Annotated in this window: 16 protein-coding genes; 13 read left to right on the top strand and 3 right to left on the bottom strand. The window is 58.7% G+C overall.

Translation table 11 applies throughout. The features are described from left to right. Position 1 precedes the first annotated feature (1 nt). Together argS and ACZZZU_RS10400 are read right to left on the bottom strand one after the other, a co-directional pair. A complete protein-coding gene (gene argS / locus ACZZZU_RS10405; RefSeq protein ID WP_463550528.1) occupies positions 2-1,741 on the bottom strand; it encodes an arginine--tRNA ligase in 1,740 nt (579 codons plus the stop codon). 174 nt (positions 1,742-1,915) lie between these two features. Further along, complete coding sequence (locus ACZZZU_RS10400; RefSeq protein WP_463550527.1) at positions 1,916-4,135, bottom strand: primosomal protein N'; 2,220 nt, start codon at positions 4,133-4,135, stop codon at positions 1,916-1,918. Positions 4,136-4,293: 158 nt separating this feature from the next. Here ACZZZU_RS10400 and rpmE point away from each other — a divergent pair, with 158 nt between their 5' ends. The 4 genes from rpmE to ACZZZU_RS10380 all read left to right on the top strand — a co-directional run bounded on the left by rpmE (position 4,294) and on the right by ACZZZU_RS10380 (position 8,140). Then, positions 4,294-4,509, top strand: coding sequence for a 50S ribosomal protein L31 (gene rpmE, locus ACZZZU_RS10395; RefSeq protein ID WP_122452315.1), 216 nt, complete (start codon positions 4,294-4,296; stop codon positions 4,507-4,509). 26 nt (positions 4,510-4,535) lie between these two features. Further along, positions 4,536-5,336, top strand: a complete 801-nt coding sequence (locus ACZZZU_RS10390) for a thermonuclease family protein (protein WP_463550526.1) — start codon at positions 4,536-4,538, stop codon at positions 5,334-5,336. Positions 5,337-5,338: 2 nt separating this feature from the next. Beyond that, the gene (locus ACZZZU_RS10385; RefSeq protein WP_463552128.1) at positions 5,339-6,769 is read left to right on the top strand and encodes a M48 family metalloprotease; all 1,431 of its coding nucleotides are present in this window, start codon (positions 5,339-5,341) and stop codon (positions 6,767-6,769) included. 102 nt (positions 6,770-6,871) lie between these two features. Then, positions 6,872-8,140, top strand: coding sequence for a malic enzyme-like NAD(P)-binding protein (locus ACZZZU_RS10380; protein ID WP_122494513.1), 1,269 nt, complete (start codon positions 6,872-6,874; stop codon positions 8,138-8,140). Between the two features lie 96 nt (positions 8,141-8,236). Here ACZZZU_RS10380 and ACZZZU_RS10375 read toward each other — a convergent pair whose 3' ends face one another. Further along, positions 8,237-10,666, bottom strand: coding sequence for a penicillin-binding protein 1A (locus tag ACZZZU_RS10375; RefSeq protein WP_463550525.1), 2,430 nt, complete (start codon positions 10,664-10,666; stop codon positions 8,237-8,239). 184 nt (positions 10,667-10,850) lie between these two features. Here ACZZZU_RS10375 and ACZZZU_RS10370 point away from each other — a divergent pair, with 184 nt between their 5' ends. The 9 genes from ACZZZU_RS10370 to gltB all read left to right on the top strand — a co-directional run bounded on the left by ACZZZU_RS10370 (position 10,851) and on the right by gltB (position 23,821). Then, positions 10,851-11,915 (top strand): pilus assembly protein PilM, encoded by a 1,065-nt coding sequence (locus ACZZZU_RS10370; RefSeq protein ID WP_122494509.1) that lies wholly within the window; start codon positions 10,851-10,853, stop codon positions 11,913-11,915. After that, positions 11,915-12,487, top strand: coding sequence for a PilN domain-containing protein (locus ACZZZU_RS10365; RefSeq protein WP_463550524.1), 573 nt, complete (start codon positions 11,915-11,917; stop codon positions 12,485-12,487). Before ACZZZU_RS10370 ends, ACZZZU_RS10365 begins: the two co-directional genes overlap by 1 nt. Beyond that, positions 12,484-13,146: a type 4a pilus biogenesis protein PilO gene (pilO, locus tag ACZZZU_RS10360; RefSeq protein WP_463550523.1), complete on the top strand. Its 663-nt coding sequence runs from the start codon at positions 12,484-12,486 to the stop codon at positions 13,144-13,146. Before ACZZZU_RS10365 ends, pilO begins: the two co-directional genes overlap by 4 nt. Beyond that, positions 13,143-13,670: a type 4a pilus biogenesis lipoprotein PilP gene (gene pilP, locus ACZZZU_RS10355; protein ID WP_122494503.1), complete on the top strand. Its 528-nt coding sequence runs from the start codon at positions 13,143-13,145 to the stop codon at positions 13,668-13,670. The genes pilO and pilP overlap by 4 nt, the downstream gene beginning before the upstream one ends. A 53-nt stretch (positions 13,671-13,723) precedes the next feature. Beyond that, entirely contained in the window at positions 13,724-15,811 is a 2,088-nt protein-coding gene (gene pilQ, locus ACZZZU_RS10350) for a type IV pilus secretin PilQ (RefSeq protein WP_463550522.1), read from the top strand. A gap of 4 nt (positions 15,812-15,815) precedes the next feature. Beyond that, positions 15,816-16,334, top strand: coding sequence for a shikimate kinase AroK (gene aroK / locus ACZZZU_RS10345; RefSeq protein ID WP_122494498.1), 519 nt, complete (start codon positions 15,816-15,818; stop codon positions 16,332-16,334). Positions 16,335-16,384: 50 nt separating this feature from the next. Beyond that, a complete protein-coding gene (aroB, locus tag ACZZZU_RS10340) occupies positions 16,385-17,488 on the top strand; it encodes a 3-dehydroquinate synthase (RefSeq protein ID WP_463550521.1) in 1,104 nt (367 codons plus the stop codon). 11 nt (positions 17,489-17,499) lie between these two features. Then, positions 17,500-19,149 carry an AAA family ATPase gene (locus tag ACZZZU_RS10335; protein ID WP_463550520.1) on the top strand — a complete coding sequence of 550 codons (1,650 nt, stop codon included), beginning with the start codon at positions 17,500-17,502 and terminating at the stop codon, positions 19,147-19,149. 226 nt (positions 19,150-19,375) lie between these two features. Further along, entirely contained in the window at positions 19,376-23,821 is a 4,446-nt protein-coding gene (gene gltB / locus ACZZZU_RS10330; RefSeq protein WP_463550519.1) for a glutamate synthase large subunit, read from the top strand. Positions 23,822-23,832 lie beyond the last annotated feature (11 nt).

Here is a 23,832-nt window from a genome sequence, read left to right as displayed (position 1 = left end):
CTTACATACGCTCCAGAGTTTCCAGGCCCAGCAATTCCAGACCCTGCTTGAGGGTGCGACCCGTCAGGGCCGCCAGGCGCAGGCGGCTTTGTTGGGTAGCCGGGTCTTCGGCAGCAAGAATTGGGCAGTGTTCATAGAAACTGGAGAACAGGCCGGCGAGCTCGTAGAGGTAGGTGCACAAGGTATGCGGCGTACCTTTCTCGGCCACGTTGCTCAACACTTCACCGAACTGCGCGAGCTTGGCGGCAAGGTCTTGCTCTTGTGCGGCGTCCAGACGGATCTGGCCTTCCACTTCGTCGTAACCCTTGCCCAGCTTGCGGAAAATGCTCGCCACGCGGGTGTAGGCGTAGAGCAAATACGGCGCGGTGTTGCCTTCAAAGCTGAGCATCTGTTCGAAGTTGAAGCTGTAGTCGCTGGTGCGGTGTTTGCTCAGGTCGGCATATTTCACCGAGCCGATGCCCACTACACGGGCAATGGTGCGCAATTCGTCTTCGCTAACGTCCGGGTTCTTTTCTTTAACCAGCGTATAGGCCCGCTCCTGCGCTTCGTCGAGCAGGTCGATCAGCTTGACGGTGCCGCCATCGCGGGTTTTGAACGGTTTGCCATCGGCGCCGTTCATGGTGCCAAAACCCATGTGCTCAAGTTGCATGCCGGGATGCACGAAGCCGGCGCGGCGCGCCACTTCGAATACCTGCTGGAAATGCAGCGCCTGGCGCTGGTCGACGAAATACAGCACGCGATCAGCCTTCAACACCTGGCTGCGGTAGCGCATGGCGGCCAGGTCTGTGGTGGCATAGAGGTAACCACCGCCAGCCTTTTGCACGATCACCGGCAGCGGGTTGCCTTCGGCGTTTTTGAACTCATCAAGGAACACGCATTGTGCGCCGTTGCTTTCGACCAGCAGGCCGGCGCTTTTCAAGTCGGCTACTACGTTGGCCAGGTCGTCGTTATAGGCGCTCTCGCCTTTTACGTCGGCGGGGGTGAGTTTCACGTTGAGGCGGTCGTAGGCTTTCTGGCAATGAGCCAGGGAGATGGCGTTAAAGCTGTGCCACAGGCGCATGCACTCCGGTTCACCGGCTTGCAGCTGTACCACGAGCTCACGGGCGCGGTCAGCGAATTCTGGGGATTCATCGAAGCGCTGCTTGGCCGCGCGATAAAATCCCTCGAGGTCTGACAATTCTGTTTCGCTGGTCGCCGGATTTTCCTGCAGGTAGGCCAGCAGCATGCCGAACTGGGTGCCCCAATCGCCCACATGGTTTTGGCGAATGACTGTATCGCCAAGGAACTCCAGCACCCGCGACACGCCGTCGCCAATGATGGTGGAGCGTAGGTGACCGACGTGCATTTCTTTCGCCAGGTTGGGCGATGACAAGTCGATCACCACGCGCTGGGCAGGACTGCCTTTGCGCACCGCAAGTTTGGCATCGGCCAGGGCCAGCTCAAGGCGTTCGGCGAGGGCCTGGGTGTCTTGGTAGAAATTCAGGAAGCCGGGGCCGGCGATTTCGACCTTGCGGATTTGCGGGTCGGCGGGCAGGGCAGCGATGATTTTTTCAGCCAGGTCGCGCGGCTTCATGGCAGCCGGTTTCGCCAACATCATGGCGATGTTGCTGGCGAAATCGCCGTGGCTTTTGTCTTTGGTGTTCTCGACCTGGATCACTGGCGTCAGGCCTTCGGGCAGTACGCCGTCGCTGACGAGGCGGGTGAGGGCTTGCTGGATCAGCTGGCGAATGGTGTCTTTCATGGTCTGCTCGTGCGGCCATCGGGGCGCCAGGGCGCCGGGAAGCGGGTGGAAAATGGGCCATTATCCGTGGCGATGACGGCATTGCCAACCGCACCGGTCATCGGTGGGCCTGCGATGGGGACTGACAGGGTGTACGAAAAACGCATCGAACCGTCGGTTTTTGCTTACGTCTAGCTAAAACAGATCGATCGGATCAACGTCCAGCGACCACCGAACGGCTCGGCCGCTGGGCATTTTTTCCAGCGCTGTCAGCCAGTAGTTGAGCAGCTTGTGCAGCGGCGCACGGGCGTTGGCTTGCACCAGCAATTGAGCACGGTAGCGGCCGGCGCGGCGTTCCATGGGGGCCGGCACCGGGCCGAGGAGTTCAATGCCGGTGAGGCTCAGCTCACCCAACAGGTGTTCTGCTTCGGCACAGGCCTCGTCCAGGAAACCCTCGGCTTGGCCGGGTTTGTGTGCTTCGGCGCGCAGCAATGCCAGATGACAGAACGGCGGCAGGCCCGCCGCGCGGCGCTCGCTCAGGGCTTGCTCGGCAAAGGCGAAATAACCTTGCTCGGTCAGTTGCACCAGCAGTGGGTGATCGGCGAGATGGGTTTGGATAATCACTTTGCCGGGCTCTTCCGCCCGGCCGGCGCGGCCAGCCACCTGCACAATCAACTGCGCCATGCGCTCGCTGGCGCGGAAGTCGGCGGAGAACAGGCCGCCGTCGGCATCCAGAATGGAAACCAGCGTGACCCTCGGGAAGTGGTGCCCCTTGGCCAGCATCTGCGTGCCGATGAGGATGCACGGCTCGCCTTTATTAATGGTGTTAAACAGGTTCTGCATGGCGTCTTTGCGCGAGGTGCTTTCGCGGTCGACGCGCAGCACCGGCACATCGGGGAACAAGGTAGCGAGGCGATCTTCAGCGCGCTCGGTACCGGCGCCGACCGGGCGCAGATCCACTTGTGCACACTTCGGGCAATTGCTGTGCTGACGCTCGACGTGGCCGCAGTGGTGGCAACGCAGTTCGCGCGAGCGCTGATGCACCGTCATGCGCGCATCGCAGCGGGGGCATTCCGACAGCCAGCCACAGTCGTGGCACAACAACGTAGGGGCAAAACCGCGACGGTTGAGAAACACCAGCACCTGTTGGCCTGCCGCCAGGGTTTGACCGATGGCTTGCTGCATGGGGCCGGAGATGCCGCTATCGAGCGGCCGGCTTTTTATATCCAGGCGCAAGAAACGCGGTTGCTGAGCGCCGCCGGCGCGCTGGTTCAGCCGCAGCAGGCCATAGCGGCCGGCGTGGGCGTTTTGCAAACTTTCGAGGGAGGGCGTAGCCGAGCCCAGCACAATCGGAATGTTTTCCTGTCGGGCTCGCACCAGCGCCAGGTCGCGCGCGTGGTAACGCAAGCCCTCCTGCTGCTTATAAGAGGCGTCGTGCTCTTCATCGATGATGATCAGGCCTGGGTTTTTCATCGGCGTGAACAGCGCGGAGCGCGTACCGATAATGATGTCCGCCTCACCGTCGCGCGCGGCGAGCCAGGCGTCCAGGCGCTCGCGGTCGTTGACGGCTGAGTGCAGCAAGGCGATGCGCGCATTGAAGCGACGCTCGAAGCGCGCCAGTGTCTGCGGGCCCAGGTTGATTTCAGGAATCAGCACCAGCGCCTGCTTGCCGGCCTCGAGCGTTTCGCGGATCAGCTGCAAATACACTTCGGTTTTGCCACTGCCGGTTACGCCCGCCAGCAAAAACGCATTAAAGGTATCGAAACCGCTGCGGATGGCCTCGGTGGCGGCGCGCTGTTCCGGATTGAGCGGCAGTTCGGGTTGGGCAAGCCAATTGCCGTGGCGCTCGATGGCGGCATGGCGGCGAGCCTCAACGGTCACAAGGCCTTTCTCGCGCAGCAGTTCGAGGCTGTCTTTGTTGAGCTGCAGCTGACTGAGCAACCGATGCGCTACACCATGGGGATGCTGCGCGATGATTTTCAGGGCGTCGCGCTGGCGCGGGGCGCGGGCGAGGCGCGGGTCGTCCTGGGACGCTCCTTCGGCGACCTGCCAAAAGCGTTCCTGCCGCGCTTCGGCCGGTTCGCCTTGGCGCAGCAATGTGGGCAGTGCCCAGCTAAAGGTGTCGCCAAGGCTGTGCTGGTAATACTGAGCGGTCCACAGGCACAGCTTGAAGAACGCGGGCGGCACGGGCGACTGCGCATCGATGAGCGCGATGGCGGGCTTGAGCTTGTCGGCCGGCACATCGCTGTGGTCGCTGAGCTCGACCAAGATGCCGATTATTTCCCGTTTTCCAAACGGCACTCGCAGCCGCATGCCCGGCTGCAAGTCGCTGCCTGACACGCCATTGGGCGGCAGATAGTCGAACAGGCGACGCAGGGGAGAGGGCAGGGCGAGGCGCAAAATGACGGCGGGCACGCGGTTATGTCCTGAAAAACGAGGCGCGATCTTAGCATGCACATGGCTGACGATCGGTCTTGCGTCAGCGCCGCACTCTGATAAGATGCGCGGCCTAATTCCGTGCGGTACTCGACAATAGTGTTGGGTGGCGGCGCGATAGACCTGAGGAATACACCATGAAAGCTGATATCCATCCAGTATACGAAGCCGTAACCGCTACCTGCAGCTGCGGTAACGTGATCGAAACTCGCTCCACCCTGGCCAAGCCGCTGAGCCTGGACGTGTGCAACGAGTGCCACCCGTTCTACACCGGCAAGCAGAAAGTGCTGGATGTTGGCGGCCGTGTTGATCGCTTCAAGCAGCGTTTCGGTGTGTTCGGCTCCAAGGCCTAATTGGTCTTGTTGCTTCGGAGGGCCTGATGGGCTTTTCGATGTTGTTGAAAAAGGCGTCCCTTGTGGGCGCCTTTTTCGTTTCTGCGATTTATCTATCCCCCGTTGCTGCGTTTTGCTCGGCGCCTGAGGGATTGCCCATCGTCGCGGTGCAGAGAGTGGTCGATGGCGACACGCTGCGTTTGGCCGACGGACGCAGCGTGCGTCTGATCGGCATTAATGCGCCGGAAGTTGCCCACAATCGCCGCCCCGCTGAGCCATTTGCCGAGCAGGCCAAGCGGCGGCTTCAGGCGTTGGTTTCGGAAAATTCTGGACGCGTGGCTGTGCAGGTCGGACAGCAAGAGAAAGACCGTTACGGTCGCACGCTCGCCCATGTTTACAACGCCCGCGGGCAAAACATCGAAGCGCAGCTGCTAGCGGAAGGGCTGGGCTTGCAGGTTGCGATTGCGCCGAATGTGGCGTTACTCGCGTGCCAGCAAGCGGCAGAGCGTCAGGCCCGTTCCGCACGACTTGGGGTTTGGCAGCAATCGCTGATGCTTACCGCAGAGCAGCTCAGCGCCAGCGGCTTCGCCTTGATTCACGGCAAGGTCGTCAAGGTTGAGCAGAATCGAGGCGGAATCTGGTTGCAAATGGATGGCCCGCTGGTCGTCCATGTCGCCGAAAAGGCGCTCCCGACGTTCGAGCTAAAAACGCTACGCTCATTGCAAGGGCGACGGGTTGAAGTGCGAGGCTGGGTCATTGATCGTGCGCGCCGTGGTAATCAGCAGTCAGGCCAGGCGCGCTGGATGTTGCCCCTGACCCATCCGGGAATGTTGGAGGTTCTGCCATGAGAATGCGGTTGTTTGGCCTGCTGACGCTGCTCATGTTGCTGCAGGGCTGCGCGCAGAATCCGGCTACCGGCGAGAGCAATTTCGTGATGATGAGCGAGCGCCAAGAGCTTGAGCTCGGCCAAAGCTATAGCCAGGAAATTGCTAAGCAATACCCGCGTTACCCCGACGAGAAATTGCAGGCTTACGTTCAGCAAGTGGGTGAGCGCGTGGCCAAGCACAGCCACCGCAGCAACCTGACGTACCACTTCACCGTGATCGATAGTCCAGACATCAATGCGTTCGCGTTGCCCGGCGGCTACATCTACATCCATCGCGGCTTGCTGGCGTACCTGAGTTCTGAGGCTGAACTGGCGGCGGTGCTCGGCCATGAGGTTGGTCATGTCACGGCGCGCCACAGCGTGCAGCAGCAAAGCCAGTCGCAAGCCTGGGGCATTCTCGGCCAGGCGGTGGCGATAGGCACAGGCGTGGGCGCGGCGGCAGATGTCACCAGCGCGTTGGGTTCAGCGTTCGTGCGCGGCTACGGGCGTGATATGGAGCTACAGGCCGACGGGCTCGGCGCGCAATACCTTGCCCGCGCCGGCTATGACCCGCAGGCGATGATCGAGGTGGTTGAGGTGTTGAAAAGCCAGGACGACTACGCCCGCGACGAGGCCAGAAAAGCCGGGAAAGCGGAGCCAACGTCGAGCTACCACGGCGTGTTTAATACCCATCCCGGCAATGACCAGCGCCTTCAACAAGTGGTCGGTCCGGCCCGCGCGTTGGCGTCCGGCCAGCAAGAGGTGGGGCGCGACGTCTTCATGCAGCACCTCGATGGGCTGCCCTACGGCGATTCTGAATCAACCGGCATTCGTCGCGGCCAGCAGTTCTACCATGCAGAACTGGATTTCACGTTCAGCGCGCCGCAGCGCTGGCAGTTGATCAATCGCCCCGATGCGGTAATTGCCACCACTCCCGAGCAGGACGCGTTTATTGCCGTGGTGTTGGAGAAGACCAAGCCGGGGCAAACGCCCCAGCAGTTCATCCGTTCGAAAGTTTCGGGAAGCCTCGCCGAGGAGCGCGAGTTGCAGCAAGCCGGGTTGCAGGGGCACACCGCAATTATTCCGGGGCGACCGGCCAAGCGTGTGGCTGTCATCTACAAAGGCGACTCGGCGTACGTCTTTATTGCGAGCGTTAAAGCGCCGGCCTCGTTGCAAACCGAAGACGAAAATTTCCTAAAAGTGATCAATAGTTTTCGACCTCTTAGGCCGGACGAGCGTAAGCTAGCGCAACCTCTCCGGCTGCAACTGGTGCGTGCCACAAGCGCGCAAACCATGACCAAGCTAGCTCAGGGCAGTACGCTGCCCGGTGACGCCGAGTCCCGTCTGCGCCTACTCAATCATCTATACCCAAGTGGCGAGCCCCGTCCTGGGGATTGGCTTAAAGTCGTACGTTAGAGCGCTTGACAGACGTGACTGATCAGTCTTGTTCGGGTTCGGCATCTTGCGTATCCTCGCTGCCTTGTCTGATTAACAGCATAAAAATGCGGAAATGCCACCATGTCTGATCTGAAAACTGCCGCTCTTGAGTACCACGCCCATCCACGTCCGGGAAAGCTGAGTGTCGAGCTGACCAAGCCCACTTCTACCGCACGTGACCTTTCTTTGGCGTACAGCCCGGGCGTGGCCGAGCCGGTACGGGAAATTGCCCGTGACCCGGAGCTGGCCTACAAGTACACCGGCAAAGGCAACCTGGTTGCAGTGATTTCCGATGGCACCGCCATCCTTGGTCTGGGCGACCTCGGCCCGCTGGCTTCCAAGCCAGTAATGGAAGGTAAGGGTGTGTTGTTCAAGCGTTTCGCCGGCATCGACGTGTTCGATATCGAAGTCGATTCTGAAAGCCCGCAAGCCTTCATCGACACCGTTAAGCGCATCTCCATCACCTTCGGCGGTATCAACCTCGAAGACATCAAAGCGCCTGAGTGCTTTGAAATTGAACGCGCTTTGATTGAGCAATGCGACATTCCGGTTTTCCACGATGACCAGCACGGCACCGCGATCGTAACGGCTGCCGGCATGCTCAATGCGTTGGAAATTGTTGGCAAAACCCTGTCCGATGCCAAGATCGTTTGCCTGGGCGCTGGCGCTGCCGCCATCTCGTGCATGAAGCTGCTGGTCAGCATGGGCGCCAAGATCGAAAACATCTTTATGGTCGACCGCAAAGGCGTGATTCACGCCGGTCGCGACGACCTGAACCAGTACAAAGCAGTGTTCGCTCACGAAACCCCGAAACGCTCACTGTCGGACGCGTTGGACGGTGCAGATGTGTTCGTGGGCCTGTCGGGCGCCAATCTGCTGACTGCCGAAAACCTGAAGCGCATGGCGGCGGACCCTATCGTGTTCGCCTGCTCCAATCCTGACCCTGAGATCTCGCCGGAGCTGGCGCACGCCACCCGTGACGACGTGATCATGGCGACCGGTCGTTCGGATTACCCGAACCAGGTGAACAACGTGTTGGGCTTCCCGTTCATTTTCCGTGGCGCACTCGACGTTCGTGCGACCCGCATTAACGAAGAGATGAAAATCGCTGCCGCGGTTGCCTTGCGCGAGTTGGCCAAACTGCCGGTGCCCAAGGAAGTATGTGATGCGTACGGTGGCGTTGAGCTGTCGTTCGGTCGCCAGTACATCATTCCAAAGCCGATGGACGCGCGCTTGATCACGGTTGTTGCTGATGCTGTGGCCAAGGCTGCGATTGAAAGCGGTGTGGCAACGCTGCCATATCCGAAGCACTACCCGCTGACTTCGGTTGAAGACGTGTTCAACGGCTAACCGCAGTGACCCAATAAAAAGCCCCGCTAAGTGCGGGGCTTTTTATTGGGCTGTGCATCAGCATTAAGGCGAGCTACCTGCCTTGCATTTGATGCGTTAGAACAGATCAATGGGCGCAGCGTCATCGGCGGGCAATGGGCTGCCGGGTGCGCTGGTGCCGGGATCTAGCTCGTTCATGGGTGGCGGAGAATCTTCATTCTTGAACACTTCGAAGTAGGCGTTTGGCGTGCCCGGCGCCGCAGCACGGCCGCTTACCGGATCGATGCGCAAAGTGAGCAAGCCAGGTGGTTCCGGCAAGGTATGAGCCGGTTTGTCTTTCAGGGCGGCGCTCATGTAGTTCATCCAGATTGGCAGCGCGACGGTGCCACCGAATTCATGGCTGCCGAGGCTTTCTGGCTGATCGAAGCCGGTCCAGACGGTGGTCATGTAGTCGGCGTTGAAACCTGAGAACCAGCTGTCCTTCGACTCGTTGGTCGTGCCTGTTTTGCCCGCGATGTCGCTACGACCCATCGACAGTGCGCGGCGCCCGGTGCCGCGCTTGATCACGTCCTGCAGCATGCTGGTGAGGATGTAAGTGGTGCGGGCGTCGACGATGCGTTCGGCAACAGCGGGGGCGGGGGCGTTGCTGGCTTGTACTGGCAGGTTCTCTGCAACCGCTGCTGGGTCGACCACTGTTTCCGGTTGGTCTTCGTTTTCGCCGGGTGCGCTGGGCGGATTGGCCACGAAAAGGGCTTCGCCATTGCGGCTGTGAATGCTTTGAATCAGGTATGGCTGAACCTTGTAACCGCCATTGGCGAACGTGCTCCAGCCGCCGGCGATCTCCACTGGCGTGAGGTTGGCGGTGCCCAGCGCTAAAGAGAGGTTGCGCGGCAACTCCTGCTTGTTGAAGCCGAAGCGGCTGACGTAGTCGAGGGCGTATTCGATGCCAATGGCCTGCAACAGGCGAATCGATACCAGATTGCGCGACTTATAAAGTGCTTCACGCAAGCGAATGGGGCCGAGGAACGTATTGGTGTCGTTTTTCGGCCGCCATACCTGGTCGAGGTATTCGTCTACAAACACAATCGGGGCGTCGTTCACCAAGGTGGCGGCTGTGTAACCCTTGTCCAGCGCGGCGCTATAAATGAAGGGCTTGAAACTTGACCCGGGCTGGCGCTTGGCTTGAGTGGCGCGGTTGTAATTGCTCTGTTCAAACGAGAAACCGCCGACCAGTGCTCGGATGGCTCCATTCTTCGGATCAAGCGAAACCAGAGCACCTTGCGCCGCTGGGATCTGGCTGAAGCCGAGGTTCCCGTCTTCCTGGCGGAGCACGCGAATCAGGTCGCCAACTTGTACAACATCATCCGGTTTTTGCGGGCGTGGGCCGAGGCTGTTGGTATTCAGGAAGGGGCGCGCCCATTTCATGCTCTCCCAGCTGACGGTTTCTTCCTGGCCGCCGCGAGTGAGTACCAGAATTCCGCTTTTTTCAACTTGCGTGACGATTGCAGGCTCGATGCCATTCTGCACTTTCTGCTTGGCTAGCTCGGTTTGCCACGCTTCACGGGTCATGCCGGGGAGGCGCGTTTCCGGGCCTCGGTAGCCGTGACGCTGGTCGTAACTGACCAAACCGCTGCGAACTGCTTCGTTGGCTGCTTCCTGCAAGTTGCTAGGAACTGTCGTCGTGACGTGAAAGCCTTCGGTATAGGCTTCGCTGCCATAGCGTCCGACCATTTCCGCGCGCGCCATTTCGGCAATGTAAGGAGCCTGAACTTCCGGGGTTGGCACGTGGTAACTGGCGTCGATGGGTTCCGCCAGGGCGGTCTCGTATTGGCCTTGATCGATCTTGCCAAGTTTGAACATGCGGCCCAGGATCCAGTCGCGGCGTTCTTTACTGCGCTGTGGATTGACCAGTGGGTTGAAGCGAGAAGGTGCTTTTGGCAAGCCGGCGATCATCGCCATCTGTCCCAGGCTCAAATCGTGCATGGGTTTTCCGTAGTAAACCTGTGCTGCTGCTTCGATGCCGTAAGCTCGGTTGCCAAGGTAGATCTTGTTGACGTAGAGCTCGAGAATTTCATCTTTGCTCAGCTCACGCTCAATCTGTAACGCCAACAGGATTTCATTGATCTTGCGGGAGAAGCTGCGCTCGTTGGTGAGGAAGAAGTTCTTCGCCACCTGCATAGTGATGGTGCTACCGCCTGACTGGATTTGGCCGCCGCTTTTTAATAATTGCGTGGCAGCGCGCATCAGGCTGCTGAGGTCGACGCCATAATGATTGGCAAAGTTGTCGTCTTCGGCTGAAAGCAACGCTTTGATGAAGTTTGGAGGGATGTCAGCGAAGCGGATGGGGGTGCGGCGCATCTCGCCAAATTCGGCGATCAGCTTGGCGTCACTACTGTAGACGCGCAGCGGGATCTGCAGCTGGATGCGGCGCAGCGAATCCACGGATGGCAAACCGGGGCTAAGGTACAGATAAGCGCCGGACAGACTGAGCAACAGTCCACAAAAAACGGCTACGCAGGACCACCAGAAGAACTTCAGCAGGCGCATCAAAATGTTTGGATTTCCAGATAAAAGAAAGAGTTAAGCGTAGGGCGATGTCGAAAGGGAAAAACTGTTCACATTATAAGCGCTTTTTTTGCCAGGTAGCCATTTGCGCTTATGTCAAGACTGTTATTTAATGTGAAAAAACATAAATAGTCCGTAAGTCGCGGATGCCAATAGGAAATCGGTCGTGCTAGGGCTCTTCAATAAGAAAGCGAATACGCTGCTGGGGATCGATATCAGTTCGACCTCCGTCAAGCTCCTCGAATTGAGTCGCTCAGGAAGCCGCTACAAAGTAGAGGCTTATGCTGTAGAGCCGCTCCCACCAAACGCAGTGGTCGAGAAAAACATTGCTGAACTGGAAGGCGTAGGCCAGGCACTGTCGCGCGTATTGGCCAAGGCCAAGACCGGCGTCAAGACTGTTGCCGTCGCAGTAGCCGGTTCTGCGGTCATTACCAAAACCATCGAGATGGAAGCCGGCCTTTCTGACGATGACTTGGAAAACCAGCTCAAAATTGAAGCTGACCAGTACATTCCTTATCCGCTTGAAGAAGTAGCTATCGACTTCGAAGTGCAGGGACCTTCGGCACGCAATTCTGATCGTGTAGACGTGCTGCTAGCCGCCTGCCGTAAAGAAAACGTGGAAGTTCGCGAAGCCGCGCTAGCGTTGTCTGGCATGACCGCCAAGGTCGTCGACGTTGAAGCGTATGCGCTGGAGCGTGCATACGGCTTGCTGTCTGCCCAGTTGGGTAGCGGTCATGATGAGTTGACCGTAGCAATTGTCGATATCGGCGCCACCATGACGACGCTGAGCGTTTTGCATAACGGTCGGACCATTTACACCCGCGAGCAGTTGTTCGGTGGTCGCCAGTTGACGGAAGAGATTCAGCGCCGTTATGGCCTGTCTGTGGAAGAAGCTGGGCTTGCTAAGAAGCAGGGCGGTCTTCCGGATGACTACGACAGCGAAGTATTGCAGCCGTTCAAAGAGGCCGTTGTGCAACAGGTTTCTCGATCGCTGCAGTTTTTCTTCGCTGCTGGCCAGTACAACGATGTCGATTACATCCTGCTGGCAGGTGGCACCGCCTCAATCCCTGATCTGGATCGCTTGATTCAGCAGAAGATCGGTACGCAAACATTGGTTGCCAACCCGTTTGCCGACATGGCGCTTAGTGGCAAGGTCAACGCAGGCGCTCTAGCTAGTGATGCGCCAGCTTTGATGATTGCCTGTGGTCTGGCGATGAGGAGTTTCGACTAATGGCGCGTATTAACTTACTGCCGTGGCGGGAACAGCTGCGCGAGGAGCGCAAACAGCGGTTTCTGGTGACGTTGGCAGGCGTATTGATTGTAGCCGGCGGTGCTGTTTTTCTCGGCGATCAATACTTGAATGGCGCGATTGACCAGCAGAACGCGCGTAACGAGTTCGTCAAGAAAGAAATTGCGGTACTGGACGCTCGAATTAAAGAAATCAGCGAATTGAAGACTCGTCGCCAGCAACTGCTTGAGCGAATGAAGATCATCCAGGACTTGCAGGGCAATCGGCCGATTATTGGGCGAGTATTTGATCAGTTGGCCAGGACGTTGCCTGATGGCGTGTACTTCACTTCATTGAATATGAAAGGCAGTACGATAGCTATTGAAGGCGCCGCCGAGTCTAACAACCGCGTCTCGAACCTTATGCGTAACCTCGATGCTTCAGAGTGGCTGACCGCTCCGAACCTGACGGCAGTTAAAGCGATTACCGCAGGTGAAATTGATCAGGCCAACGTATTCCAGTTGACGGTCCAACAGACCCAGCCTTCCATCGAAGCAGAAGGGGCTAAGAAGTGAGCATTTCTGATTCGTTAGCAAGTTTGCGGAACGTAGACTTTGCAGATCTGGATTTTAACAATTTGGGTTCCTGGCCCGCAGCTGTTAAAGCAATAGCCTGTTTTATTCTGCTCGTGGTGGTGTTGGCGCTCGGTTATAACTTTCACCTCAAAGAGCTCCAAGAGAACCTTGAGGCGCAGCGCGCTCAAGAGGAGACGCTTAAGCAACAGTTCTCCACAAAAGCATTTCAGGCTGCCAATTTGGAAGCTTATAAAGACCAGATGAAAGAAATGGAAGTTTCTTTCGGTGCGCTCTTGCGGCAACTGCCAAGTGATACCGAAGTGCCTGGTCTTCTGGAAGATATAACCCGTACCGGTCTTGGTAGCGGCTTGGAGTTTGAAGAAATTAAGCTTCTTCCAGAGTCCACTCAGCAGTTCTATATCGAACTGCCGATTCAGATTTCGGTTGTAGGCGCTTATCACGATCTGGCGACATTCGTCAGCGGCGTGGCAAGTCTTCCGCGTATTGTTACCTTGCATGATTTTGCTATTAAGCCTGTAAGTGCTGATAGCACCTCTAAGTTGCGAATGACCATCTTGGCTAAGACCTATCGCTACAACGATAAGAATGTCATCGATGACAAGGCTTCAGCGAAAGCCAAGGCGGGGGCGAAAAAATGAGACGCTCCAAACTAATCCTTAGTGCTTTGGTACTCGCTACATTGGCTGGCTGTGATTCGAGCGGCGATTTTGCCGACCTGCAGACGTATATGGACGAAGTCCGTACTCGTCCGAAAGGCTCGATTGAACCGCTTCCCAAGTTTCAGCCGTACGAAGCTTTTACCTACAGTGCTGCTGCGCTGCGAAGTCCTTTCCAGCCGCCGATCAAAATTGATCTGGTCAATCGCCAGAAAGGCTCGAAAGAGATCAAGCCTGACGAAACGCGCATCAAACAATTCTTGGAAGGCTTCAATATTGAAGTCTTCCAGATGGTGGGCACACTCTCAAACGAGGCCGGTATGTTTGCCTTGGTTAACGGCGCGGGTGGAGTGCACCGTGTGAGAGTGGGTGACTACTTGGGACGTAACAATGGACGCATCATTGCCATCAGCGAAGGCAAAATCGACGTAGTCGAAATTGTTCCTGATGGTGAAGGTGGCTGGCTAGAGCGGCCACGAAGCCTCTCTCTCAAAGAGCGCTCTTAAGGGTGGGGTGGAAGATGAAAAACAATTACCGGTCGGTACAACGGAACCTGAGTATGAAAAGCTCGCTGTCGCGCATCTGCATATCTGTTTTGGTCGCGGTTATGTCGCCAACCTTGTTGGCCGCTAACTTGAAAACGCTCGACGTCGCTGCTTTGCCGGGCGATCGCGTTGAGCTCAAATTGGCATTTGACGAGCCGGTCGCTGCGCCTCGTGGTTACACCATCGAGCAGCCGGCGCGCATCGCCCTGGATCTTCCAGGCGTAACCAACCAGACGGGTTCGAAGAACCGCGAACTGGGTGTTGGCAACGCACGCAGCGTGACCGTTGTGGAAGCTAAAGACCGCACGCGGCTGATTATTAACCTCGCCACATTGGTTCCCTACAGCACCCGCGCTGAAGGCAATAACCTGTTCGTGGTGGTAGGCGAAGGCGCGTTGTCCAACGCTCCGGTGGCAAGCGCCGTGGCGCCTGTTGCACCCCTCTCGTCTACTCCAGCGAAGAAGAACTTCGCACCAGTCAATAAAAGCATTGGCAACATCGATTTCCAACGCGGTGAGCAGGGCGAAGGTAACGTCGTTATCCAATTGTCCGATGCATCGGTGAACCCGGATATCCAAGAGCAAGGCGGCAAGATCCGCCTAGCCTTTGCCAAGACTGATCTTCCCGAGTCGTTGCGCGTTCGTCTTGATGTAAAAGACTTCGCCACGCCTGTGCAGTTCGTGAGCGCGGTTGAAGAGGGTGATAAAGCAATCATCACCGTCGAGCCTACCGGCATGTACGATTACCTGGCTTACCAGGCTGATAACAAACTGACAATTAGTGTCAAGCCGTTGAGCCAGCAAGATGCCGAAAAGCGTAAGCAGGATCGCTTCGCCTACAGCGGCGAGAAACTGTCGCTTAACTTCCAGGACATCGATGTTCGCTCGGTTCTTCAGCTGATCGCCGACTTCACCGACCTCAACCTGGTCGCGAGCGACACGGTTCAAGGCAACATCACTCTGCGTCTGCAGAACGTACCGTGGGATCAGGCGTTGGACTTGGTGCTGAAAACCAAGGGCCTGGACAAGCGCAAAATCGGCAACGTGCTGATGGTCGCTCCGGCTGACGAAATTGCTGCCCGTGAGCGCCAAGAGTTGGAGTCCCAGAAGCAAGTTGCTGAGCTGGCTCCGCTGCGCAAAGACATCATTCAGCTGAACTACGCCAAGGCTTCGGACATTGCCAAGATCTACGAAGATGAAGGCGCAAAAGGCACGCTGAAAGACGATATGCGTGGCTCGGTAATTTTCGATGACCGCACTAACAGCCTGATCGTGACCCTGACCCAGGAACGTATCGACGAGCTGCGCCGCATCATTACTCAGCTCGACATCCCGGTTCGTCAGGTGATGATTGAAGCGCGCATCGTTGAAGCCAACGTCAACTACGACAAGAGCCTCGGTGTTCGTTGGGGCGGTACCCAGACCTTCGGCAATGGCAAAGGAGTGGTCTACGGTAACGACGATCTCGGCGACGAAGGTGGCGACACTGGCGACGACATGTCCGGCAACGTGCCGTTCGTGGACATGGGCGTTGTGAATCGCACTGCCGGCATCGGTATCGGTTTCGTGAGCGACAACCTGATCCTCGATTTGGAATTGTCGGCCATGGAAAAAACCGGTAACGGTGAAGTGGTTTCCCAGCCCAAGGTTGTAACCTCGGACAAAGAAACCGCGAAGATCCTCAAGGGCTCTGAGATCCCGTACCAGGAAGCTAGCTCCAGCGGCGCCACCAGCACCTCGTTCAAAGAAGCATCGTTGTCGCTGGAAGTAACCCCGCAGATCACGCCGGACAACCGCATCATCATCGAGGTGAAAGTCACCAAGGATGAGCCTGACTTCGCCAACGCGTTGAACGGTGTCCCGCCGATTAAGAAAAACGAAGTTAACGCCAAGGTGCTCGTGAGTGATGGCGAAACCATCGTGATCGGTGGTGTGTTCTCCAACACCCAAACCAAGTCGGTGGATAAAGTGCCGTTCCTGGGCGACTTGCCTTACCTCGGTCGTTTGTTCCGTCGCGACATCGTTTCGGACAACAAGAACGAACTGCTGGTTTTCCTGACTCCGCGTATCATGAACACCTCGGCAATCGCTGTGAGTCGCTAAATCTGTGCGAAATTTGATTCTTGTAGGCCCGATGGGAGCAGGGAAAAGCACCATCGGGAGATTGCTGGCAAAAGAGTTAAGGCTGTCATTCAAAGACTCTGATAAGGAAATCGAGCAGCGAACCGGAGCCAACATTCCCTGGATCTTCGATGTTGAAGGGGAGGCTGGCTTTCGTGAGCGCGAGCAAGCAGTAATCGGTGAGCTCTGTGAGCTTGACGGAGTCGTGCTTGCAACCGGAGGTGGCGCAGTGCTGCGTCCGGAAAATCGCTCGGCGTTGCGTGCTGGTGGTCGCGTGGTCTATCTGCATACATCGGTTGATCAGCAGATAGACCGCACCTCGCGGGATCGTAATCGTCCTCTTCTTCGCACGGCGAATCCTGGCAAAGTGCTCGCCGATTTGATGCATATCCGTGACCCCCTTTACCGGGAAATCGCGGATGTGATTATCGAAACGGACGAGCGCCCACCGCGTATGGTGGTGCAGGAAATTCTGGAGCGCCTTGAGGCGCTTCATCCCCGTTAAAGCGCGCTTCGATATGCGCTATCCTATGGCCCTTTTCTCGTGGGGGCTTCATGCAGACTCTTCAGGTTGAGCTGGGCGAACGTAGTTATCCCATCTATATCGGCGCGAACCTTCTGGTTCAGTCCGCCCTTTTTTCACCGCACATTGCCGGCAAGCAAGTTGCCATCGTCAGCAATGAAACCGTTGCTCCTCTTTATCTCGAGTCCCTCAAGCAAGCGCTAAGCGGCTTTGATGTAGCGACCGTTATTTTGCCGGACGGCGAGGCTTATAAAGGGTGGGAAACGCTGCAGCTGATTTTTGATGGTCTGCTGACCGCGCGACACGAACGCAGCACCACGGTTATTGCCTTGGGTGGCGGCGTTATCGGCGACATGGCGGGCTTCGCGGCGGCCTGTTACCAGCGTGGAGTTGACTTTATTCAGGTGCCTACCACGTTGTTGTCGCAGGTCGATTCTTCGGTGGGCGGCAAGACGGGCATCAATCACCCGTTAGGCAAAAACATGGTCGGCGCGTTTTATCAGCCCAACGCCGTGCTCATCGATACCGCAACCCTCAACACATTGCCGCCGCGTGAGTTGTCCGCCGGTTTAGCCGAGGTGATCAAGTACGGGTTAATTTGCGATGAGCCCTTTCTGTCCTGGCTCGAAGAAAACATGGACGCATTGCTTCGTCTCGACCAAACAGCGCTTACCGAAGCCATTGCGCGCTCGTGCGCGGCGAAGGCCAAAGTCGTAGGCGCTGACGAGCGCGAGTCCGGCGTGCGCGCCACGCTCAATCTTGGCCATACCTTCGGCCATGCCATCGAGACCCACATGGGTTATGGCGTGTGGCTGCACGGTGAAGCTGTTGCTGCCGGCACCGTAATGGCGCTGGAAATGTCCTGCCGGCTTGGCTGGATCAGCACGGCCGATCGTGACCGTGGCATTCGCCTGTTCCTTAAGGCGGGACTGCCCGTTATTCCGCCAGAAGAAATGACCGCTGAGGACTTTCTCACCCATATGGCGGTCGATAAGAAAGTTCTTGGCGGTCGGTTGCGCCTTGTCCTGCTCCGCCAGATCGGCGAAGCCGTGGTGACAGGCGATTTTCCGCGCGAGATTTTGGATGCCACTCTGGTTGCGGACTACCGCGCCATGGTGGAACACCTTGAAGACTAATTGAGAGCCACATGACCAGTCTGCACGCCGACGAGGCCTTTCTCGGCCACTACCAATTCAGTCACGACCCTTTTGCCGCTCGCGTCCCAGGCTTCAAGTTTTTTCCTGCGCAGCGCAAGCCGGTACTCGGCCAACTGCACCACTTGGCGCGCTACAGCCAGTTGCTGCTGGTGGTGAGCGGGCCGCAAGGCAGCGGCAAAACCCTGTTGCGTCAAGCGCTGGTGGCCAGCACCAATAAACAGGCCGTGCATAGCGTGGTGTTCTCCGCACGCGGTGCGACCGATGCCGCTGGCGTGATGCGTCAAATTGCTCAAGGGCTGAACGTCCAGCAAGCGGACGCTCGGTCGCTACTCTCGCAGGTCGCGCAATTGTCGTTGACCGGCCAAGAGGTTTACCTGCTGATTGATGACGCCGAGTCGCTGGACGACGAGGCGTTGGACGCTTTACTGGCATTGGCCGCTGGCAATGCCGAAGGTCGTCCTCACGTGTTCCTGTTCGGCGAGTCTGGCTTATTGCCGCGCTTGGAGCTGTTAGCTGATGGCGAAGAGCGCTTTCACGCCATTGAGCTCGATCCGTACAGCGAAGAAGAAACCCGCGAGTACCTGGCCCAGCGCCTGGAAGGTGCGGGGCAGGGCGTCGAGTTGTTCACCGATGAGCAGGTGGCAGATATTCACCAGCAGTCGGCCGGCTGGCCGGGCGCAATTAACCAGGTGGCTCGGGAGACGTTGGTCGAATCGATGCTGGCCAACCGGGGCAGCGCGCCCAAGGGTGGTATGGCGTTTAAACTGCCGAAAAAGCATTTGCTGGCCTTGGTGGTTGTGGCCATTGCCGTCGGCGCAGCATGGATGATGCAGGGGCGCAGCAAGCAGGAATCCGAGGCACCAGCGACGGCTCAGTTGCCGCTGGGCAGCGGAGCCGCGCCCGCCACCGAAGGTGCGGCGCCAACTGACGGTAAAGGGCCGGCAATGGAGTTTGCTGGCTCGAACCAGCCTTTGCCGCTGCCGCTCGTAGGGCAGGCGCAGCCTGTTATTCGCGAGCCGCTCGCACAAGCGTCGGGGCTGGGTGACAGCGACGATGACGGCGCCATCGAGCCGCCGGCCAGCGCCGTTCCGCCGACGGTGACCAGCATGGCGCCACCGCAAGGCGCTATTGCCAGCACGCCCCCGGCCGCGCCCGTGATCGCCCCATCCGCTCCCGTTGTTGCGCCAGCCGCGCCGACCGTTGCCACGGCGGCGAAGCCACAGACGCCTGCGCCAGCATCGGCACCGACCACCAAACCGGCAACGCCAGCGGCGCCGGCTGCAAAACCTGTTGCCGCTCCAGTGAAACCTGTGGCGAAGGCTGAGAAGCCCGCAGCACCCGTCGCAAGCGGCTCCGGCGGCAGTTGGTATGCCAGTCAGGCGGGCGGCAATTTTGCGCTGCAGGTATTGGGTACGGGTTCGGAGAGCGCCGCGCAGGCGTTTGTTCGTCAGAACGGCGGCGAGTACCACTACTTCAAGAAAACCTTGAACGGCAAGCCGCTGTACGTCGTCACGTATGGCAGCTTCGCTAACCGCAGTGCCGCCCAGGCCGCGATCAAGAACCTGCCTGCCAAGGTGCAAGCCGGCAAGCCGTGGCCGCGTACCTTCTCCAGCATTCAGCAGGAAGCTCAAGCGCGCTGACCGATGCGCGCTTAGACGGCAATGACCGGGTGGTCTTTAGCACGACCGCCTGGTACTTTCTTATAAAAAGGCGACATAAGGTTTCGCGGTTTCGCCGCTCAACATTTGTTCGCTGATATTCGTCTGTGTACAATGACCCCCCTTTTGCCTGCGCAAAGCTGGCGCAACGACCTGCGCGCACGGTAAGTGTTTGAAATAGATCAAAGTTTGCCTGGTGAGAGTCCCTATGAAAGCAGGTCTATACCATCCTGATGAGTTCAAGGATAACTGCGGCTTCGGCCTGATCGCCCATATGCAGGGCGAGGCGAGTCATCACTTGCTGCAAACGGCTATCGAAGCCTTGACCTGTATGACGCACCGTGGCGGCATCAACGCCGACGGTAAGACAGGTGACGGCTGCGGCCTGCTGATCCAGAAGCCTGACGCCTTCCTGCGTGCCGTTGCCAACGAGCAATTCGCCGCCGAGCTGCCCGCGCAGTACGCCGTGGGCATGGTGTTCCTCAACCAGGACGCCGGCAAAGCCGACGTTGCGCGCGAGAACATGAACCGCGAGATTCTCGCCGCCGGCTTGCAACTGATCGGCTGGCGCAAAGTGCCGATCGACACCAGCGTTCTTGGCCGTCTGGCCTTGGAGCGTCTGCCGCAAATCGAGCAGGTGTTTATCGGCGGTGAAGGCCTGAGCGACCAAGAGTTCGCGATCAAACTGTTCAGCGCCCGTCGCCGCTCTTCGGTGGCCAACGCCGCCGACACCGACCACTACATCTGCAGCTTTTCGGCCAAGACCATCATCTATAAAGGCTTGATGATGCCGGTCGACCTGCAGCAGTTTTATCCGGACCTCGGCGACGAGCGTTTGATGACCGCTATCTGCGTGTTCCACCAGCGCTTCTCCACCAACACCCTGCCAAAATGGCCGTTGGCCCAGCCGTTCCGCCTGTTGGCGCACAACGGTGAAATCAACACCATCACCGGCAACCGCAACTGGGCTCTGGCCCGTCGCACCAAGTTTGCCAACGATCAACTGCCGGACCTGGATGAACTGGGCCCGCTGGTTAACCGTGTGGGTTCCGACTCCTCGAGCATGGACAACATGCTTGAGCTGATGGTTACCGGCGGTATGGACCTGTTCCGTGGCATCCGCATGATCATTCCGCCGGCATGGCAGAACGTCGAAACCATGGACGCCGACCTGCGTGCCTTCTACGAATACAACTCCATGCACATGGAGCCGTGGGATGGTCCGGCCGGCGTGGTGCTGACCGACGGCCGCTACGCGGTGTGCCTGCTCGACCGTAACGGTCTGCGTCCGGCGCGTTGGGTCACTACCAACAACGGCTACATCACCATCGCCTCGGAAATCGGCGTGTGGGATTACAAGCCGGAAGACGTCATTGCCAAAGGCCGTGTCGGTCCGGGTCAAGTGCTGGCCGTGGACACCGAGACCGGCCAGGTGCTGCATACCGACGACATCGACAGCCGCCTGAAATCGCGCCACCCCTATAAACAGTGGCTGCGCAAGAGTGCCGTACGCATTCAGGCGACCATGGACGACGACCATGGCGCCGCCAGCTATGGCAGCGACCAGCTCAAGCACTACATGAAAATGTTCCAGGTCACCTTTGAAGAGCGTGATCAGGTGCTGCGTCCGCTCGCCGAGCAGGGCCAGGAAGCCGTAGGCTCCATGGGCGATGACACGCCGATGGCCGTGCTGTCGCAGCGCGTGCGCCCGACGTACGACTACTTCCGCCAGCAGTTCGCGCAGGTCACCAACCCGCCGATCGACCCGCTGCGTGAAGCCATCGTAATGTCCCTGGAAATCTGCCTGGGCGCCGAGCGCAACATCTTTGAAGAGTCGCCGGCTCACGCTTCCCGCGTGATCCTCAGCTCGCCGGTCATCTCTCCGGCCAAGTGGCGTTCGCTGATGAACCTCGACACCCCCGGGTTCGAGCGTCACGTCATCGACCTCAACTACGACGAGAGCATGGGCCTGGAAGCGGCCGTGCGTAACGTTGCCGATCAGGCTGAAGAAGCCGTTCGTAGCGGCAAGTGCCTGTTGGTCCTCACCGACCGCAACATCGCGCCGGGCAAGCTGCCGATCCACGCCTCGCTGGCGGTGGGCGCTGCGCACCACCGTTTGATCGAGAAAGGCCTGCGTTGCGACTGCAACATCCTGGTCGAAACCGCTACCGCCCGTGACCCGCACCATTTCGCGGTACTGGTGGGCTTCGGTGCCTCGGCGGTTTATCCGTACCTGGCGTACGAAGTGCTGGCTGACTTGATCCGCACCGGCGAAGTGCTGGGCGATCTGTATGAAGTGTTCAAGAACTACCGCAAAGGCATCTCCAAAGGCCTGCTGAAAATTCTTTCGAAAATGGGCATTTCTACCGTGGCTTCGTACCGCGGTGCCCAGCTGTTCGAAGCTGTCGGCCTGTCGGAAGAAGTGGTCAACCTCAGCTTCCGTGGCGTTGCCAGCCGTATCAAAGGCGCGCGTTTCGTCGATATCGAAGCCGAGCAGAAGTTGCTGGCTGCCGAAGCCTGGAACAACCGCAAAGCCATTCAACAGGGCGGGTTGCTCAAGTTCGTGTACGGCGGTGAATACCACGCCTACAACCCGGACGTGGTCAACACCCTGCAAGCCGCCGTGCAACAAGGCAGCTACGCCAAGTACAAGGAATACGCCACGCTGGTCGACACCCGCCCGGTGTCGATGATCCGCGACCTGCTGAAAGTCAAAGAAGCCGAAACGCCGTTGGCGCTCGACCAAGTCGAGCCGCTGGAAGCGATCCTCAAGCGCTTCGACTCTGCCGGCATTTCGCTGGGTGCTTTGTCGCCTGAGGCGCACGAAGCCATCGCCGAAGCCATGAACCGCCTCGGTGCGCGTTCCAACTCCGGTGAGGGTGGCGAAGACCCAGCGCGTTACGGCACTGTGCGCAGCTCAAAAATCAAGCAAGTGGCCACCGGCCGTTTCGGTGTAACGCCGGAATACCTGGTTAACGCTGAAGTGCTGCAGATCAAAGTTGCCCAAGGCGCCAAGCCGGGCGAGGGCGGTCAGCTGCCAGGCGGCAAGGTCAACGGCCTGATCGCCAAGCTGCGTTATGCGGTACCAGGCGTGACGCTGATTTCGCCACCGCCGCACCACGACATCTATTCCATCGAAGACTTGTCGCAGCTGATTTTTGACCTCAAGCAGGTCAACCCATCGGCGCTGGTTTCGGTGAAACTCGTGGCTGAGGCAGGCGTGGGCACCATCGCCGCTGGCGTGGCGAAGGCTTATGCCGACCTGATCACCATTTCCGGCTACGACGGCGGTACCGGCGCTTCGCCGCTGACCTCCATTAAGTACGCCGGTGCGCCGTGGGAACTCGGCCTGGCCGAAACCCACCAGACCCTGCGCGGCAACGACTTGCGCGGCAAGGTCCGGGTACAAACCGACGGCGGTTTGAAAACCGGTCTGGACGTGATCAAGGCCGCGATTCTTGGCGCTGAAAGCTTCGGCTTCGGCACCGCGCCGATGATCGCCCTGGGGTGCAAATACCTGCGTATCTGTCACCTGAACAACTGCGCCACCGGTGTCGCGACCCAGAACGACAAGCTGCGCAAAGACCACTTCATCGGCACCGTGGAAATGGTGATGAATTTCTTCACCTTCGTGGCCGAAGAAACCCGTGAGTGGCTGGCGAAAGTGGGCGTGGCAAGCCTTGAACAACTGATTGGTCGTACCGATCTGTTGGAAATGCTGCCGGGCGAAACCGACAAGCAGAAGTTCCTCGACCTCAGCCCGTTGCTGGGCAGCGACCATATTCCGGCGGACAAACCTCAGTTCTGCCAGGTCGACCGCAACCCGCCGTTCGACGAAGGCAAACTGGCCGAGCAAATGGTCGGCATGGCCAAGTCGGCTATCGACGGTCTGACCGGCGCCGAGTTCGAGATGGACATTTGCAACTGCGACCGTTCCATTGGTGCCCGTGTTTCCGGCGAGATCGCCCGTGTGCATGGCAACCAAGGCATGGCCAAAGCGCCGATCACCTTCCGCTTCAAAGGCACGGCAGGCCAGAGCTTCGGCGTGTGGAACGCCGGTGGCCTGAATCTTTATCTGCAGGGCGATGCCAACGACTACGTCGGCAAGGGCATGACTGGCGGCAAGCTGGTCATCGTGCCGCCTGCCAATAGCGCTTTCAAAACCCAAGACGGCGCCATTGTCGGCAACACCTGCCTGTACGGCGCTACCGGCGGCAAGCTGTTCGCCGCCGGTACGGCCGGTGAGCGATTCGCGGTGCGTAACTCCGGTGCTCACACCGTAGTGGAAGGCACAGGCGACCACTGCTGCGAATACATGACGGGCGGTTTTGTCTGCGTGCTGGGCAAGACGGGCTACAACTTCGGTTCGGGCATGACCGGCGGTTTCGCCTACGTGCTCGATCTGGACAACACCTTCGTTGACCGCGTGAACCATGAGCTGGTGGAAATCCAGCGCATCAGCGGCGAGTCGATGGAGTCGTACCGTAGCCACTTGCAACGTGTGCTGGCCGAGTATGTGCAGGAAACTTCCAGCGAATGGGGTCGCAACCTCCTGGAAAACCTGGACGACTACCTGCGCAAGTTCTGGCTGGTCAAGCCGAAAGCCGCCAGCCTCGGGTCGCTGCTGTCCAGCACCCGTGCTAACCCACAATAATTTGCGCCTGC

The organism is Pseudomonas sp. AC136 (assembly GCF_979258585.1).
This window is presented reverse-complemented; position numbering and strand designations above follow the sequence as displayed.